This window comes from Polaromonas sp. AET17H-212, from assembly GCF_002379085.1.
Lineage (GTDB): Bacteria > Pseudomonadota > Gammaproteobacteria > Burkholderiales > Burkholderiaceae_C > Polaromonas.
In genome coordinates this window covers 81,562-97,031 of sequence record NZ_NBZW01000001.1, presented here as the reverse complement: position 1 = coordinate 97,031, position 15,470 = coordinate 81,562, and the positions used below count along the sequence as shown (strand labels likewise).

The following is a 15,470-nucleotide window of genomic DNA, read 5'->3' as shown; positions in this document are numbered from 1 at the left end:
CCTTTACGACGACGCCACTCCAGGAGATAACGATGGAATTCAACTACACCCCCAAGGTCCAGGAACTGCAGGCCCGCCTGCTGGCGTTCATGGACCAGCATGTTTACCCGAACGAGGCGCGCTTTTTCCGCGAGATTGCGGAGAACCGCGCCAAGGGCAATCCGTGGATTCCGACCACCATCATCGAGGAACTCAAGCCCAAGGCCCGCGCGGCCGGTTTGTGGAATCTGTTCCTGCCACATTCGCCGCGTGCACCGGAGGGCCTGTCCAACCTCGAGTACGCGCCGCTGTGCGAAATCATGGGCCGCGTGCCATTTGCGCCCGAGATCTTCAACTGCTCGGCACCCGACACCGGCAACATGGAAACGATCGCCCGCTACGGCTCGGAAGCCAACAAGGACCGCTGGCTGGAACCCCTGCTCAAGGGCGAGATCCGTTCCGCCTTCCTGATGACCGAGCCCGAAGTGGCCTCGTCCGACGCCACCAACATCCAGTGCAGCATCGTCCGTGACGGTGACGACTATGTGATCAACGGCCTGAAATGGTGGTCGTCGGGCGCCGGCGACCCACGCTGCGCGATTTACATCGTCATGGGCAAAACCAACCCCGACGCGGGCCGCCACGAGCAGCAGTCCATGATCCTGGTGCCGGCCGATGCACCCGGCATCACCGTGATCCGACCGCTCAGCGTGTTCGGCTACGACGATGCACCGCACGGCCACATGGAGGTGCGCCTGACCAACGTGCGTGTCCCGGCAACCAACCTGCTGCTTGGCGAAGGCCGCGGCTTTGAAATCGCGCAAGGCCGCCTTGGCCCCGGACGCATCCACCATTGCATGCGCAGCATCGGCATTGCCGAACGTGCACTGGAACTGATGTGCAAGCGCCTGAACACCCGCGTCGCTTTCGGCAAGCCGGTGGCACGCCAGTCGGTCTGGCATGAACGCATTGCCGACGCACGCTGCATGATCGACCAGGCCAGGTTGCTGACGCTGAAAGCGGCCTACATGATGGACACCGTCGGCAACAAGATCGCCAAGGCCGAAATCGCCATGATCAAGGTCGTCGCGCCCAACATGGCCTGCCAGATCATCGACTGGGCCATCCAGGCGCACGGCGGCGGCGGCGTGTCCGATGACTTCCCGCTGGCCTATGCCTACGCCCACCAGCGCACCCTGCGACTGGCCGACGGCCCCGATGAAGTGCACCGCGCTTCGCTGGCCAAGCTGGAACTGGCCAAACACCTGGCCATGCCCGGCGAGGTCGAGATGCCGATCACCCGCGGCAGCTGATGGAGAAAACCGGGCGCTGGTTAGCTATAAAAATAATAGCTGAATGCGCCCGTCTTTGTTGGGCGCAAGCCATTTTTGGCTTGAATCAGAGGGGAATGTCCGTCGACAGGCCCGCCAGCGCCGACTCACAGGCGCTGGTGTACACGATCGCGGCATGTTGCAGCGTGGCAATGCTGGGCGGGCTGTACTGCATGCGCAGGTAGGCCTTGCCGCGGAGCAGCATCAGGATGAACGGGGTTTGCACATCCAGGCCCGGTGCCGGCCAGTGGAGCAGCAATTCGGCCAGGTTGCTGTCCAGCCATGCCAGGGCATTTTCGCGCCGGTCGGCCCGCACGGTGTAACGCTCCCAGAATTCGGGCACCAGGCTGCTCCAGCCGACTTCGTCGTACATCGCGAGCCAGCGCATTTCCTCAGGCAGGCTGGGGGCGGCCGTGGTCTGCAGCGTGTCGGTGTAAATCGCGTAGGCGCGTTTTTCCAGCGATTCCTTGAGGGGCCGGTTCATGATGAGCACCGCCGCATCTTCGTTGATGTCCAGCGCAGCACGGGCGCGAAGCTCCTCACCGACGATGTAGTCGCGTGAGGCCGCCCCGCTCTCCAGCTTCCAGCTCTTGCCGCGCACCTTGCCGGTCAGCACAACACCGGCGCCCTTGCCCTGGCTGGAATAACTGAAGCCGTGCGTGCTGGCCCACTCCGACACCGCGTCGGACCTCGCCGCTTCCAGCGGCCGAGTCTCGCTTCGCACCAAGACTTTTTTCAGGCGCTCAAACATGATTCCGGCTTTTCTCTTAAAGTTTGACGACTCGTCCACCCGCCAGCAAGGGCCGCGGACGGCCTCTTTGTCATCATAGTTCCAAAGGTTGCGTACATGCTCAAAGTCTATTCCTGGCCCACACCCAACGGCCACAAGGTCCACATCATGCTGGAAGAATGCGGTTTTCGCCTCGGGCGCGACTGGGAAGCGATTCCAGTCGATATCGGCGCAGGCGACCAGTTCAGGCCCGGGTTCCTGGCGATCAGCCCGAACAACAAGATTCCCGCGCTGGTGGACCCCGAGGGGCCGGACGGCAAACCCATGGCGCTGTTCGAATCCGGCGCCATCCTGCTGTACCTGGCGGCCAAAACCGGCAAGTTCCTGCCCAAGAGCGACCGGTTGAAGTTCCAGGTCCTGCAGTGGCTGATGTTCCAGATGGGCAGCGTCGGCCCCATGATCGGACAGACCCACCACTTTCGCCAGTACGCGCCCGAGAAAATAGAGTACGCAATCAACCGCTACACCAACGAGACCCGGCGGCTCTACGGTGTGATGAACCAGCAGCTGGCAGGCAGCAAGTTCATCGCCTGCAACCAGTACACGGTGGCCGACATCGCCATCTTCCCGTGGCTGCGCAACTGGGAAAACCACGGCATTGACTGGGCAGACTACCCGCATCTCAAGAAATGGTTTGACCTTATCGCTGCCCGGCCCGCCGTGCAGCGCGGCGTCAAGGTGCTGGCCGAGTTGCGCCGCCCCATCACCGACGACAAGTCGCGGGACATCCTGTTCGGTAAAACGCAATACCAGAAACACTGAATCTCCCGCCACCAACTTCAGTCCGCGAAATAATTCAGCGCAGCGCTCAGCGGGCTGCCGGTTCGGTCTATAATCTTGTTCTTGTCGGAGTGTGGCGCAGTCTGGTAGCGCACCTGGTTTGGGACCAGGGGGTCCAAGGTTCGAATCCTTGTACTCCGACCAAAAAATCCAAAAAAGCTCACTCTTGTGGGCTTTTTTCGCATCTGCGTTTACATTCGCCTGTAGCCGCTTTTTCTGCCCGTAGCTCAGTTGGATAGAGCATCAGCCTTCTAAGCTGAGGGTCGGGGGTTCGATCCCCTCCGGGCAGACCACCACACGCCACTGCCGTCATCCAAAACCGTTCAAAATGGCGCTGAATCGCCTGTGCTGAAAGGACCTCCCATGGCAGTAAAAATCATCCGGTTGGGTACCGCCCGAAGCAGCGGAGAAGGCCTGCGCATAGGCACGGTGCGGCGGCCACCGCGCGGCGTGCCCAAAAGTGAATTCGCTGCGCAGGACTGGTACGACGTCTGGTACCCCAACCTGGCCCCCAGCGCGGAGACCATGAAACTCGGCCAGGCGGTGGAAACCGACAAGGACTGGGTCGTATTCAGCAAAAAATACCGCACCGAAATGAACGAGCCCGATGCCAGCCGCAACCTGGACCTGCTGGCGGCCTTGTCGCACCAGACGAATTTTGCGATGGGTTGTTATTGCGAGAACGAAGCGCGCTGCCACCGTTCGCTGCTGCGGGATCTGCTCAAGGAGCGCGGCGCCCTGATCAGCTGATGCATCAAAAAAGCCCCGCAGCGCATGCGCGCCCGGGGCTTGTTGGCTCAGGCTTGGGCCTGAAACTTCAGATCACAGCTTCACGTATTCATACTCGACTGCGTTGGCATTGATGCCGCGGTCCGGCGGTGCGATCCAGCCGGCCATTTTACCGGGCTCGGTCACGCGCTGCATCAGGCTGTGGATAAAGGTCTTGTCTTCGTCCGTCGGCAGCCAGGCGTCTTTTTTCGCCTCAAACTCGGCGGCGCTGATCGGGTTGCCCTGCGGGTCGGTGTGGGCGGCCGACCAGGCGCCGACGCTGCGGCGAAAACGCGAGTTTGGCAGGCCCAGCTCGAAGTCCACGCCGGCTCGTTTGATCGCCATGTTCCAGCGCGTCACGCCGACATTGCAGTCTTTCACGTATTCCAGGCGGGTGATTTCGTTCATGCCGTTGCGTGTGGAAATCGTTTCGTTCTTCAGCCCGCCCTTGCCGTCCGGCACCTGGATGGTCATTTCGCTCTCGCGTTCGACGTGGTCGGCAAACTTGGCTTCGTCGGGCCGGCCCTTGATGCCGTTGCTGAAGTAGTTGGCGGCATTCGACGAGGCCTCCGAGCCGAACAGGTCCAGCGAGGAGGTGAACCAGAAGTTCATGAATTTCTGGATGGTCGGCAGGTCGATCACGCCGGCCTTGCGCAGGGTGTCCACGTTGTCGGTGTCCAGCTCCTTCATGACTTCCAGCGTGCGCTTGATCACGCGGCCGATGCCGGTCTCGCCGACAAACATGTGGTGCGCTTCTTCGGTCAGCATGAAACGCGTGGTGCGGGCCAGCGGATCAAACGCGCTTTCGGCGAACGACTTGAGCTGGAACTTGCCGTCGCGGTCGGTGAAATAGGTGAACATGAAGAAACTCAGCCAGTTGTCCATGGGCTCGTTGAAGGTGCCCAGGATGCGCGGCTTGTCGGCGTCGCCGCTGTGGCGCGTCAAGAGCTCTTCGGCCTCCTCGCGGCCGTCACGGCCGAAGTGGGCGTGCAGCAGGTAGACCATGGCCCAGAGGTGGCGGCCTTCCTCGACGTTGACCTGGAACAGGTTGCGCAGGTCGTACAAACTGGGCGCGGTGTGGCCCAGCAGGCGCTGCTGCTCGACGGACGCCGGCTCGGTGTCGCCCTGGGTCACGATCAGGCGGCGGAAAGCACTGCGGTACTCGCCCGGCACTTCCTGCCAGACGTCCTCACCCATGTGGTCGCCAAAACCGATCTTGCGGTTTTCTTCCTGGTCGGCCAGGAAGATGCCCCAGCGGTAGTCGGGCATCGGCGTGTAGCCGTAGCTGGCCCAGCCGGAAGCGTCCACGCCGACGGCGGTGCGCAGGTAGACCTCCTTGGCATTGAAGTCGCTCGGGCCCATTTCGTCCCACCAGCTCATGAAGGCCGGCTGCCAGTGCTCGAGGGCACGCTGCAGCTGGCGGTTTTCGCCGAGGTTGACGTTGTTGGGGATCAGGGCTTGCAGGTCAATGGTACTCATGGTGTTAAATCCTTTTCCAGTCGAATTTCGCTTTTTTACCGGTGCCAAAAAGTTTCAGGGCACCCTCCTCGCCCACCGCATTCGGGCGGATGAAAATCCAGTTTTGCCAGGCGCTGAGCCGACCGAACACACGGGTCTCCATGGTCTCCTTGCCGGGGAAACGCAGCGAGGCCTCCATGCCGGTCATGGCGTCGGGCGACATGGACGCACGCTCTTCCAGCATGATGCGGATCTCGTCGTCCCAGTCGATGTCGTCGGGGCTCAGGGTGACCAGACCCAGTGCCAGCGCCTGGTCGGCGCGCAGCGGGCTGTCGCCGAGTTTTTGCAACTGCGCGATGGTGGCCTCGTCTTCATAAAACCGGGTCTGCAGCCGCGTCAGGTGGTTGACGGCCGGGAACCAGCCAAAGTTGGCGGGGCTCAGCTGCAGCGCGGGTGCCGCGTCGGGCGAATCCGGCAGGTCCAGCATGTAGATGCGGTCGCAGGCCAGGGCCAGTTCGTAAAAGGTGCCAGCGAAACACGAGCCGGCATCGACCAGCGCGATCAGCGAGCGGCTGGTCACGTCCAGCCGCGCCAGCGTGCGGCGCAGCGCGCCTGTGGTTTCCTTGACCAGCCAGTGGTCCTTCAGTCTGGCCAGCACCTCGTCCATACGCATCACCTGGCCGGCGTCGCCCTGCGTCTTGATGACCCAGGTACCGACTTCGAGTTCGTTGGTGCGCAGGTTCAGGATGGCGTCGTCGAGTTCACGCTGCAGCTTCAGCGGGTACCAGCTGGCGCCCGCGGCTTCGATGGCTTCCGGCGTGGACTCGATGGCGGCGGCCGGCGCCTTGATGGTGAGGGTGGCGATGCGTTTTTCGCGGTCCACCTGCGCATCGACCACGCTGTAGTGGTAGCCGGCATCGTCGATGCGCACCGTGAGTGGCGTCAGTTCAATGCCTTTTGAGGCTGTAGCCCTTGTCGACTGGACGCGAAGCGCTTCTATTTCAGTAGCAAGCAAGGCGCCGAACTGCTGCGGCTTGGCATAGGCGTCGATCAGTTTCCAGTCTTTGGCGCGGTCGGCCCGCACGCCTTCGGAGGTGGTGCAGAAGATGTCGGCCAGGTCGCGGCGCACCTTGCGCTTGTCGGTCACGCGCGTCAGGCCACCGGTGCCGGGCAACACGCCGAGCAACGGCACCTCGGGCAGGCTCACCGTGCTGGAGCGGTCGTCGACCATCACGATGCGGTCGCAGGCCAGCGCCAGCTCGTAGCCACCGCCGGCACAGGCGCCGGTCACGGCCGCGATGGCTTTCAGGCCATCATGGCGCGAGGAGTCTTCCAGGCCGTTGCGGGTTTCATTGGTGAACTTGCAGAAGTTGACCTTCCAGCCGTGGGTGGACAGTCCCAGCATGTAGATGTTGGCGCCCGAGCACCAGATCTTTTCCTTGCCCGACTCGAACACCACCACCTTGACGGCAGGATGCTCGAAACGGATGCGGTTGATCGCGTCGTGCAGCTCGATGTCCACGCCGAGGTCGTAGCTGTTGAGCTTGAGCTTGTAGCCGGGCTTGATGCCGCCGTCTTCATTGATGTCGAGCTTGAGGCGGGCAATGTCGCCCTCCACGCTCAGGGTCCAGTGCTGGTACTTGGTCGGATGGGTGGCAAAGCTCACGAGCTCGCGCTCCTGGCCTTCGATCACCTGCTTGAATAACAGCGGTTCGGTCATGGCGTTCATCGGGGTCTCCTTTTGTTTCAGTTGTCAGGCGCCTGCGACCTGCGGAACGGCGCGTTCCAGGTCTTTCAGGCTTTGTTTGAGGGTGCGGGCGGCGGTGTCCACCACGGCGTCGGCGCGCGCATACAGCGCTTCGCGGCTGGCCAGGATGCGGCGCAGGTCTTCCATCGCCTCGTCGGTGGCGCCGCGGGTGGCACTGAAAGGCCGCATGTCGCCCTGCGCCACCACGCGTGCCATGTGTTCTTCCGGGCTGGCCTTGAGCCAGACGCAGTAAAAGCGGCTTTGCAGCAGGTCAAAGGTTTCGCGCTCGCTGACGATGCTGCCGCCGGTGGTCATGACGACACCGTCGGCATGGTCCTCGGCGATGCGGAACAGCGCGCGGCGCTCGTAGCGGCGGTAACCGGCCTGCCCGTGCAGCAGCAGGATTTCGTTCATGCTGGTGCCGGCTTCGCGTTCGATCTCGCGGTCGAGTTCGACAAAAGGCACGCCGCGCTCGGTGGCCAGCTTCAGGCCCAGTGTGGACTTGCCCGCCCCGCGCAGGCCGATCAGGGCGATGCGCCGCTCGCGGCCGAGCGCATCGCTCAGGCCGAAGGTGCTGCCGAGCAACGCGTAGGCCTGGTCCAGCTGGGTGTCGTCGAGCCGGCCCAGCAGACCCTGGACACGGGCCAGCGCCGGACGCGGTGCGTCCTGCAGCAGTTCCAGAATCGAGATGTTCAGCGCGCGGGCCGCCGCTTCCAGCGAGTTGATCGAGACATTGCCCTTGCCGCTTTCCACGTCGGCCAGGAAACGCTCGCTCAGGCCGGAGTCGCTCGCCAGCGCCTTGCGCGTCATGCCGCGGCGGGCGCGCCAGGCTCGCACCCGGGCACCCAGCTCGGCGAGCGTGGCCTTGTTCGCCTGTTCGGATAAGGATTCGACGTTGGACATCTGCGTTATTTGAAAAAAGTTTGCGTTAAATCAATATTGCACTATACTTCACACAAATCACTTGTCAAGCAGTTTATTGCATCTTTCACCGGAGATCACTGATGAAACTCAAAATTCTCGTGGGCACCATGACCAGCACGGCCGACTATGTCGCCCAAGCCATCCAGATGGATTGCGCCGATCTCGTCAGTGATATCGAGGTGCAGTTGATGGACGGCCTGGACATCAGCGTCTTTGACGGCGCCGCCGAAGAAGATGCAATATATCTCATCTGCTCTTCCACCTATGGCCAAGGCGATGTGCCGGACAACGCCCGGCTGCTGTATGACTCGCTCGATGCCCAACCCAAATTCCTGGGCCATGTGCGTTACGGCGTGATCGCCCTCGGCGACCGCACCTACCTGCAGACCTTCTGTTTCGGCGGCAAGAAGTTCGACGAGCGCCTGCAAGGCCTAGGTGCGCAGCGTATCGGCGAGGTCTGGTGCCACGACGCCAGCGCCGGCACCCTGCCCGAGACCGAAGGTGCCGCCTGGTGCCGCGAATGGCTGGCGCTGGCACTGAGCAGCACGCCCAGCACCGAAGCCGCCTGAATTTCAATAGAAAAAGCCTCAAGCCCAATAGAATCGGGCGCAAGCAGCTATAAAAAAGAGAGCATCCGGAGACCCCATGAACCTGAGCCGCGCCGACCAGTCGGTGAGCCCCCCTCGCGTTGACATTCCCCGCGACTACAACGCTGCCCATGACCTGCTGGCACGCAACACCGGCCGCGCCGGCAAGCTCGCGTTTATCGATGCCGTCAGCGGTGCGACGCTGAGCTACGGCGAACTGGACGACCAGGCCCACCGCTTCGCCAATGCGCTGCGCGCCCAGGGCTTCGCCCCCGAGAGCCGTGTGCTGCTGGCCATGCTGGACACCCCTGAATGGCCGGTGGCTTTTCTGGGTTGCATCCTGGCCGGTGTGGTGCCGGTGGCTGCCAACACCCTGCTGACCACGCCCGACTTCGACTTCATGCTGCGCGACTCGCGCGCCCAGGGCCTGATCGTGTCCCAGGCGCTGCTGCCCGCGTTTGCGCCGCTGATCGGGAGCATTCCCACGCTGCGCAGCGTGATTGTTGCCGGCACCGAAGATGCCGCACCGTATGCAAGCCTGGCCCGGATGGTACGCGCGCAGGAAGCTACCAAAACCATTGCGCCCACCTGCGCCGACGACGCCTGTTTCTGGCTGTATTCGAGCGGCTCCACCGGTGCGCCCAAGGGCACGGTGCACCTGCACAGCCACCTGATCCAGACCGCCGAACTGTACGGCCGCGGTGTGCTGGGCATCCAGGAGTCGGACGTGGTGTATTCCGCGGCCAAGCTGTTTTTTGCCTACGGGCTGGGCAACGGCCTGACCTTTCCGATGAGTGTCGGCGCCACGGCCATCCTGTTGCCGGCACGCCCGACCACGGCCGAGGTCTTCCGCATCCTGAAGGAACACCAGCCCAGCATCTTCTACGGCGTGCCGACGCTGTACGCCTCGCTGCTGGCGGACCCGGCGCGACAGCCCCGGGCTGCGCTGAAGCTGCGCGTCTGCACCAGCGCCGGCGAGGCCCTCCCCGCCGGCATCGGCCACAAGTGGGCCGCCGAGTATGGCTGCGACATCCTCGACGGCATCGGCTCGACCGAAATGCTGCACATCTTCCTGAGCAACCGGCCCGGCGAAGTACGTTACGGCAGCACCGGCAAGGCCGTGCCCGGTTATGCGCTGCGCATCGTCGGTGATGACGGCCGTGAGTGCGGCGTCGGCGAGATCGGCGAGCTGCAGATCCAGGGCCCGAGTTCGGCCCTGATGTACTGGAACAGCCGCGCCAAGACCAAGGCCACGTTTGCCGGCGAGTGGACACGCAGCGGCGACAAATACACGGTGGATGCCGATGGCTACTACACCTACAGCGGCCGCACCGACGACATGCTCAAGGTCGGTGGCATCTATGTCTCGCCCTTCGAGGTGGAGGCCTCGCTGATGACCCACCCGGCGGTGCTCGAAGTGGCGGTGGTCGGTCTGGCCGATGCCGACCAGCTGGTCAAGCCGAAGGCGTTTGTGGTGCTGAAGAAAGGCCAGGCCGCCTCGGCCGACGACCTCAAGGCGCACGTCAAGCAGCAACTGGCGCCTTACAAGTACCCGCGCTGGATAGAGTTTGTGGACGAGTTGCCGAAAACCGCGACCGGCAAGATCCAGCGCTTCAAATTGCGCCAGCAAGGCACACCCTGAGCCGGCAGGCTGGCAGGGTAATTGCTTTAGATCTAAACAATTTAATCTTCAATCTCGGGTTTTTCACTAGGGTAGCGAGCGCAGACCGCCATTACCATTGAAGCCTTCCGGCGCATCCCCTGCCGTTCCAACCAGGAGTTATCCATGACCTCACGCCTTCCTTCACGTCGTTTGATCCTGAGCCAGAGTGCGGCCGTCATCGGCGCCGCCTCCACCGGCTTGCTGCTCCCCCAGATGGCGCGGGCGCAATCGGGCAAGGTGCGCGTGGGTTTCATGCTGCCCTACACCGGCACCTTCGCGCAGCTCGGCGTGGCGATTGAAAACGGTTTCCGCCTGGCCATCGACCAGCAGGGCGGCAAGCTGGGCGGCCGCGAGATCGAATACTTCAAGGTGGACGACGAATCCGAGCCTTCCAAGGGCATTGAAAACGCCAGCAAGCTGGTGCAGCGCGACAAGGTCGATGTACTGGTCGGCACCGTGCACTCGGGCGTGCAGATGGGTATCCAGAAAGTGGCGCGCGACTCCGGCGTGCTGAGCCTGATCCCGAACGCCGGTGTGCATGCCGCCACCCGCGGCCTGTGCGCACCCAACGTCTTCCGCACCTCCTTCAGCAACTCCCAGCCTACCCGCGCGCTGGGCCAGGCCATGGTCGCCCGCGGCCACAAGAAAGCCGTCTGGATCACCTGGAAATACGCTGCCGGCGACGAGGCCTTTGAAGGCTTCAAGGAAAGCTACACCGCGGCCGGCGGCACCATCGTCAAGGAACTCGGCCTGCCCTTCCCCAACGTCGAGTTCCAGGCGCTGCTGACCGAAATCGCCGCGCTCAAGCCCGACGCCGTGGCCTGCTTCTTTGCCGGCGGCGGCGCCGCCAAGTTCATCCGCGACTATGCGGCGGCCGGCCTGAAAGGCAAGATTCCCCTGTACGGCTCGGGCTTCCTGACCGAGGGTGTGCTGGACGCCGCCGGCCCCGCAGCCGACGGCATCATCACCACCATGCATTACAGCGACTCGCTGGACACGCCGCGCAACAAGGCTTTCCGCACCGCCTATGCCAGCCGCTTCAAGATGCAGCCCGACGTGTATGCGGTGCAAGGTTACGACACCGGCCTGCTGCTGGTCCAGGGCGCCAATGCCGTCAAGGGCGACCTGAACAGCAAACCGGCCCTCTACAAGGCGCTCGAGTCCGCCGTGATCGACAGCCCGCGCGGCAAGTGGACCATGAGCAAGGCCCACAACCCGGTGCAGGACATCTACCTGCGCCAGGTCGAGAACAAGGAAAACAAGGTGATCGGCGTGGCCGCCAAGGCGCTGGCCGACTCCGGTGCCGGCTGCAAGATGGGCTGATTTTTTTTTCTGCTTCAAAATGGGAGGTTTCGGGCCTCCCATTTTTTTGCCTTGTTTCGCAGCGAAGCCTCCACTTCCCACCATGACCCTCACCACCTATTTTCTCTACCTCGCAGCAGTTGCGCTGCTGATCTTCACGCCGGGCCCGACCATGCTGATGTGCATGACGACCTCGCTGAACCACGGCCCGCGCAAGGCCATGACCTCGGTGGCTGGCAGCGTCAGCGCCGTGCTGTGCGTCATGCTGCTGTCCGCCCTGGGGCTGGGCGCGCTGCTGGCAGCATCGGAGACGGGTTTCGTGGCCGCGAAGGTACTGGGGGCGGCCTACCTGATTTACCTGGGCGTCAAAACCTTTCGCAATGACGCCTCGGTGCTGCGGGCCGATGCGGGGCCGGCTGAAACGCCGCGCCGCTCGTTTTTCCTGCGCGGCTTCCTCGTCGGTGCGAGCAACCCCAAGGCCGTGCTTTTTTTCGCCGCCTTCTTTCCCCAGTTCCTCGATCCGCAAGCGCCCTTCGCGCCACAGTTCGCCATCCTCGCGCTGACCTTCATGGCCTTCGAGTTCAGCGTGCTCAGCGGCTGCGCGCTGGGCGTGTCGCGCATTGCCCCGCTGCTGCGTTCCAGCCGCGCGGTGCGCTGGTTCAACCGGGTGTCCGGCGGGCTGTTCGCGCTCATGGGCGGGCTGTTGCTGCTCACCCGCAGGCAGGCCTGAAACTACACGATGGATCTCGCCAACTTTTTCATCCAGCTGCTCAACAGCGTCCAGTACGGCCTGCTGCTGTTCATGCTGGCCGCCGGCCTGACGCTGATTTTCGGCATCATGGGCGTGGTCAACCTCGCCCATGGCGGCTTCTACATGCTGGGTGCCTACCTGGCTTGGTCGCTCAGTGCCTATTTCGGCAGCCTGACCCTGGCCATCCTCGGCGGGGCCGTGCTGTCGGCAATTTTCGGGCTCGCGCTGGAGTGGCTGCTGTTTCGCCACTTCTACCAGCGCGACCACCTCGACCAGGTGCTGCTGACCTTCGGCCTGATCTACATCTTTGAAGAGCTGCGCTCCATTCTCTGGGGCGACGATGTCCATGGCGTGCCGATTCCCGAGCTGCTCAGCGCGTCGATCCCGCTGACCGAGAACCTGTCCTACCCGGTCTACCGCCTCTTCATGTCGGGCGTGTGTATTGCGCTGGCTGTCGGCCTGTACCTCCTGATTTCAAAAACCCGGCTGGGCATGAAAATCCGCGCCGGCGCCTTCAACCGCGACATGGCGGGCGCGCTGGGCATCAACATCAAGCTGATCCACGCGGTGGTGTTTGCCCTGGGCGTGACCCTGGCCGCGGTGGCCGGCATGATCGCTGCACCGATCGCCAGCGTCTACCCCAACATGGGCTCGCAAGTGCTGATCATGTGTTTTGTGGTGGTGGTCATCGGCGGCATTGGCTCGGTGCGCGGCGCCCTGATTGCCGCCCTGCTGGTCGGCCTGGTCGATACCTTCGGCAAGGTGCTGCTGCCGCAGGTGGCGGGCATGCTGGTCTATATGTTGATGGCGGCCGTGCTGCTCTGGAAGCCGGAAGGTTTGTTCAAGCAATGAGCACGATGAAAGCCAACCTCGAAATCCTGCCGCGCGGCGTGCAGGTCACGCTGGTGCTGGGCCTGGTCGCCCTCATCGCCTTCCCGTTTGCAGGCACCGACTTCTACACCCAGATGGTCACCCGCATGATGATCATGGCGATTTTTGCCATGAGCCTGGACCTGCTGCAGGGCGTCACCGGCCTGGTTTCGCTCGGCCACGCCGCCTACTTCGGCCTGGCCGGTTATGCACTGGCCTTCCTCATGCCGCAGGGCGAAGCCGTCAGCCTGTGGTGGACGCTGCCGGTGGCGGTGCTGGCCTCGGGGCTGGCCGCGCTCATCATTGGCTTTTTCGTCGTTCGCACCCACGGCATCTACTTCATCATGGTCACCATGGCGTTTGCGCAAATGGTGTTTTTCCTGTTTTTTGACAACAAGGTGCTGGGCGGTTCGGACGGGCTGTACATCAATTTCAAGCCCGACACCACCTTGTTCGGCTGGATGCCCTTCGACCTGGACAACAAGCGCACGCTGTATTACTTCACGCTGGCCGTGATGCTGGGGGTCTACGCCTTTTTGCGCCGCCTGCTGTGGAGCCCGTTCGGCCGCGCGCTGGCCGGCATCCGCGTCAACGAACACCGCATGCGCGCCATGGGGTTTGGCACCTTCCGCTACAAACTCGCAGCCTTCACCCTGGCCGGCGCGCTGGCCGGCCTGGCGGGCTACCTGTGGGGCACACAAACCGGCTACATCAACCCCGAACTCATGGGTTTTCACATGAGCGCACACGCCATCATGATGGTCATTCTGGGCGGCATGGGCAACTTCGCCGGCGCGATTGTCGGCGCCTTCGCCTTCGAATACCTGTTGCATGTCTTCAAGGACCTGCCGCAGGTCGGCAGCGTCAACCTCGGCAAACACTGGCAGCTGTGGATGGGCTTGTTCATCGTGCTGCTGGTGACCTTTGCGCCGCGTGGCATCCTGGGCCTGGTCGAACGCTTTGGACGACGCAAGGAAGCCGGTCATGAATGAAGTGCTCCTTTCTGCAAAAAACCTGACCAAACGCTTCGGCGGCCTGGCCGCCGTCAGCGACGTCTCGCTCGACCTGCAGCGTCGGCAGATCCACGCCGTGATCGGCCCCAATGGCGCCGGCAAATCGACGCTGACCAACCTGCTGTCCGGCGACCTGCCGCCCACCTCGGGCTCGGTACGGCTCGGCGACCGCGACATCACCGGCTGGAACCCCGAAAAAATTTCGCGCCAGGGCCTGGGCCGCAGCTACCAGAAGACCAACATCTTCCTGCCCTTCACGGTCTGGGAAAACGTCCGCCTGGCCGCGCAATCGCGCCAGCCGCATGCCCTGCACTGGTTCAGCCGTGCGACCCATTTGAAAGCAGTCAATACCCGGGCGGAAAGGGCCATCGAGCTTTCCGGCCTGCAAGACCGGAAACAGGCGATCGCCGGTGCCACCAGCCATGGCGAGCAGCGCCAGCTTGAAATTGCCATGACGCTGGCGACCGAGCCGCAGGTGCTGCTGCTCGACGAGCCGCTGGCCGGCATGGGGGTGGCCGAGGCCGAACGCATGGTCGCGCTGCTGCTCAAGCTCAAGGCCGACCACGGCATCCTGCTGGTCGAACACGACATGGACGCGGTCTTCGCGCTGGCCGACCGGCTCACCGTCATGGTCAACGGCCAGGTGATTGCCAGCGGCACACCCGCCGAGATCCGGGCCGATGCCGGCGTGCAGGCTGCCTACCTCGGGGAGGAACACTGATGGCCGACCTGCTGATCAACGCAAAGGACTTGCACACTTATTACGGCGCGAGCCATATCCTGCGCGGCATCAACTTTTCCGTCGCGCGCGGCGAAACCATCGGCCTCATGGGCCGCAACGGCATGGGCAAAAGCACCCTGCTCAAAAGCATCATGGGCCTGGTCAAGCCGCGCTCGGGCAGCCTGGACATCATGGGTCAACCGATGCTGGGCCGCGCACCGTACGAGATTTCCCAGCTCGGCATCGCCTATGTGCCCGAGGGCCGCGGCATTTTCGGCAACCTCAGCGTGGTCGAGAACCTCAAGATGGCCGCGCGCGCCGGCCGACCGGGAAGCGCCGCCGACGGCGTGGGCCGAAGGAACGACTGGACCTACGACCGGGTGCTGGAGACCTTCCCCCGGCTGAAAGAGCGCCTGGGCCACGGCGGCCAGCAACTGTCCGGCGGCGAGCAGCAGATGCTGACCATCGGCCGCGCACTGATGACCAACCCCGATGTGCTGATCCTCGACGAAGCTACCGAAGGCCTGGCGCCGCTGATTGCGCGCGAGATCTGGCGCATCTGCGGCGTGATTCGTGAGAGCGGCATCAGCAGCGTGATCGTCGACAAGAACTGGAAACATGTCACCCAGATCACCGACCGCAACGTGATTCTGGTCAAGGGCGAGGTGGTGTTTGAAGGCAGCTCGGCCGACCTGCATGCGCGGCCGGAGCTGCTGACGCAATACCTGGGCGTCTAGTACGCCGACGCAGCCCCGTAACAGAACAAGGTCGGCGCAGCAAGGGCTG

At 63.4% G+C, this 15,470-nt stretch carries 15 protein-coding genes and 2 tRNA genes; 13 read left to right on the top strand and 4 right to left on the bottom strand.

Features of this window, described 5'->3' with window-relative positions; all coding sequences use genetic code 11:
• The first annotated feature begins 32 nt into the window (after positions 1–32).
• Positions 33–1,292: an acyl-CoA dehydrogenase family protein gene (locus B7G53_RS00445; protein WP_096662299.1), complete on the top strand. Its 1,260-nt coding sequence runs from the start codon at positions 33–35 to the stop codon at positions 1,290–1,292.
• Between the two features lie 85 nt (positions 1,293–1,377).
• On the opposite strand, the gene B7G53_RS00440 is transcribed toward B7G53_RS00445, so the two are convergent.
• Entirely contained in the window at positions 1,378–2,061 is a 684-nt protein-coding gene (locus B7G53_RS00440; RefSeq protein ID WP_096662298.1) for a hypothetical protein, read from the bottom strand.
• Positions 2,062–2,157: 96 nt separating this feature from the next.
• Here B7G53_RS00440 and B7G53_RS00435 point away from each other — a divergent pair, with 96 nt between their 5' ends.
• The 4 genes from B7G53_RS00435 to B7G53_RS00420 all read left to right on the top strand — a co-directional run bounded on the left by B7G53_RS00435 (position 2,158) and on the right by B7G53_RS00420 (position 3,630).
• On the top strand, positions 2,158–2,862 hold the full coding sequence (locus B7G53_RS00435) for a glutathione binding-like protein (RefSeq protein WP_096662297.1): 705 nt from the start codon (positions 2,158–2,160) through the stop codon (positions 2,860–2,862).
• A gap of 85 nt (positions 2,863–2,947) precedes the next feature.
• Positions 2,948–3,024 (top strand) — tRNA-Pro (locus B7G53_RS00430).
• A gap of 72 nt (positions 3,025–3,096) precedes the next feature.
• Positions 3,097–3,173 (top strand) — tRNA-Arg (locus B7G53_RS00425).
• A gap of 70 nt (positions 3,174–3,243) precedes the next feature.
• Positions 3,244–3,630, top strand: a complete 387-nt coding sequence (locus B7G53_RS00420; protein ID WP_096662296.1) for a DUF488 domain-containing protein — start codon at positions 3,244–3,246, stop codon at positions 3,628–3,630.
• Positions 3,631–3,702: 72 nt separating this feature from the next.
• On the opposite strand, the gene boxB is transcribed toward B7G53_RS00420, so the two are convergent.
• The 3 genes from boxB to B7G53_RS00405 are packed head-to-tail and all read right to left on the bottom strand — an operon-like array spanning position 3,703 to position 7,756.
• Entirely contained in the window at positions 3,703–5,127 is a 1,425-nt protein-coding gene (gene boxB / locus B7G53_RS00415; protein ID WP_096662295.1) for a benzoyl-CoA 2,3-epoxidase subunit BoxB, read from the bottom strand.
• Between the two features lie 4 nt (positions 5,128–5,131).
• The gene (gene boxC, locus B7G53_RS00410) at positions 5,132–6,826 is read right to left on the bottom strand and encodes a 2,3-epoxybenzoyl-CoA dihydrolase (protein ID WP_441338955.1); all 1,695 of its coding nucleotides are present in this window, start codon (positions 6,824–6,826) and stop codon (positions 5,132–5,134) included.
• Positions 6,827–6,859: 33 nt separating this feature from the next.
• Positions 6,860–7,756 carry a helix-turn-helix transcriptional regulator gene (locus tag B7G53_RS00405; RefSeq protein ID WP_096662293.1) on the bottom strand — a complete coding sequence of 299 codons (897 nt, stop codon included), beginning with the start codon at positions 7,754–7,756 and terminating at the stop codon, positions 6,860–6,862.
• Between the two features lie 101 nt (positions 7,757–7,857).
• On the opposite strand from B7G53_RS00405, the gene B7G53_RS00400 reads away from it, so the two are divergent.
• The 8 genes from B7G53_RS00400 to B7G53_RS00365 all read left to right on the top strand — a co-directional run bounded on the left by B7G53_RS00400 (position 7,858) and on the right by B7G53_RS00365 (position 15,421).
• Positions 7,858–8,346: a flavodoxin domain-containing protein gene (locus tag B7G53_RS00400; protein ID WP_096662292.1), complete on the top strand. Its 489-nt coding sequence runs from the start codon at positions 7,858–7,860 to the stop codon at positions 8,344–8,346.
• 76 nt (positions 8,347–8,422) lie between these two features.
• Complete coding sequence (locus B7G53_RS00395) at positions 8,423–10,006, top strand: benzoate-CoA ligase family protein (RefSeq protein ID WP_096662291.1); 1,584 nt, start codon at positions 8,423–8,425, stop codon at positions 10,004–10,006.
• 144 nt (positions 10,007–10,150) lie between these two features.
• A complete protein-coding gene (locus B7G53_RS00390; RefSeq protein ID WP_096662290.1) occupies positions 10,151–11,350 on the top strand; it encodes an ABC transporter substrate-binding protein in 1,200 nt (399 codons plus the stop codon).
• Between the two features lie 82 nt (positions 11,351–11,432).
• A complete protein-coding gene (locus B7G53_RS00385; RefSeq protein ID WP_096662289.1) occupies positions 11,433–12,059 on the top strand; it encodes a LysE family translocator in 627 nt (208 codons plus the stop codon).
• Between the two features lie 9 nt (positions 12,060–12,068).
• On the top strand, positions 12,069–12,932 hold the full coding sequence (locus B7G53_RS00380; RefSeq protein ID WP_096662288.1) for a branched-chain amino acid ABC transporter permease: 864 nt from the start codon (positions 12,069–12,071) through the stop codon (positions 12,930–12,932).
• On the top strand, positions 12,929–13,942 hold the full coding sequence (locus B7G53_RS00375; protein WP_096662287.1) for a branched-chain amino acid ABC transporter permease: 1,014 nt from the start codon (positions 12,929–12,931) through the stop codon (positions 13,940–13,942). The genes B7G53_RS00380 and B7G53_RS00375 overlap by 4 nt, the downstream gene beginning before the upstream one ends.
• On the top strand, positions 13,935–14,684 hold the full coding sequence (locus B7G53_RS00370) for an ABC transporter ATP-binding protein (protein WP_096662286.1): 750 nt from the start codon (positions 13,935–13,937) through the stop codon (positions 14,682–14,684). The genes B7G53_RS00375 and B7G53_RS00370 overlap by 8 nt, the downstream gene beginning before the upstream one ends.
• Positions 14,684–15,421, top strand: a complete 738-nt coding sequence (locus B7G53_RS00365; RefSeq protein ID WP_096662285.1) for an ABC transporter ATP-binding protein — start codon at positions 14,684–14,686, stop codon at positions 15,419–15,421. The genes B7G53_RS00370 and B7G53_RS00365 overlap by 1 nt, the downstream gene beginning before the upstream one ends.
• Positions 15,422–15,470 lie beyond the last annotated feature (49 nt).

Excerpts from the sequence above, each read along its gene's own strand:
- B7G53_RS00435 (WP_096662297.1), top strand. The coding sequence starts at position 2,158 with ATGCTCAAAGTCTATTCCTGGCCCACACCCAACGGCCACAAGGTCCAC.
- boxC (WP_441338955.1), bottom strand. The coding sequence starts at position 6,826 with ATGACCGAACCGCTGTTATTCAAGCAGGTGATCGAAGGCCAGGAGCGC.
- B7G53_RS00400 (WP_096662292.1), top strand. The coding sequence starts at position 7,858 with ATGAAACTCAAAATTCTCGTGGGCACCATGACCAGCACGGCCGACTAT.
- B7G53_RS00445 (WP_096662299.1), top strand. The coding sequence starts at position 33 with ATGGAATTCAACTACACCCCCAAGGTCCAGGAACTGCAGGCCCGCCTG.
- B7G53_RS00385 (WP_096662289.1), top strand. The coding sequence starts at position 11,433 with ATGACCCTCACCACCTATTTTCTCTACCTCGCAGCAGTTGCGCTGCTG.
- boxB (WP_096662295.1), bottom strand. The coding sequence starts at position 5,127 with ATGAGTACCATTGACCTGCAAGCCCTGATCCCCAACAACGTCAACCTC.
- B7G53_RS00420 (WP_096662296.1), top strand. The coding sequence starts at position 3,244 with ATGGCAGTAAAAATCATCCGGTTGGGTACCGCCCGAAGCAGCGGAGAA.
- B7G53_RS00390 (WP_096662290.1), top strand. The coding sequence starts at position 10,151 with ATGACCTCACGCCTTCCTTCACGTCGTTTGATCCTGAGCCAGAGTGCG.
- B7G53_RS00375 (WP_096662287.1), top strand. The coding sequence starts at position 12,929 with ATGAGCACGATGAAAGCCAACCTCGAAATCCTGCCGCGCGGCGTGCAG.
- B7G53_RS00370 (WP_096662286.1), top strand. The coding sequence starts at position 13,935 with ATGAATGAAGTGCTCCTTTCTGCAAAAAACCTGACCAAACGCTTCGGC.
- B7G53_RS00380 (WP_096662288.1), top strand. The coding sequence starts at position 12,069 with ATGGATCTCGCCAACTTTTTCATCCAGCTGCTCAACAGCGTCCAGTAC.
- B7G53_RS00440 (WP_096662298.1), bottom strand. The coding sequence starts at position 2,061 with ATGTTTGAGCGCCTGAAAAAAGTCTTGGTGCGAAGCGAGACTCGGCCG.
- B7G53_RS00365 (WP_096662285.1), top strand. The coding sequence starts at position 14,684 with ATGGCCGACCTGCTGATCAACGCAAAGGACTTGCACACTTATTACGGC.
- B7G53_RS00395 (WP_096662291.1), top strand. The coding sequence starts at position 8,423 with ATGAACCTGAGCCGCGCCGACCAGTCGGTGAGCCCCCCTCGCGTTGAC.
- B7G53_RS00405 (WP_096662293.1), bottom strand. The coding sequence starts at position 7,756 with ATGTCCAACGTCGAATCCTTATCCGAACAGGCGAACAAGGCCACGCTC.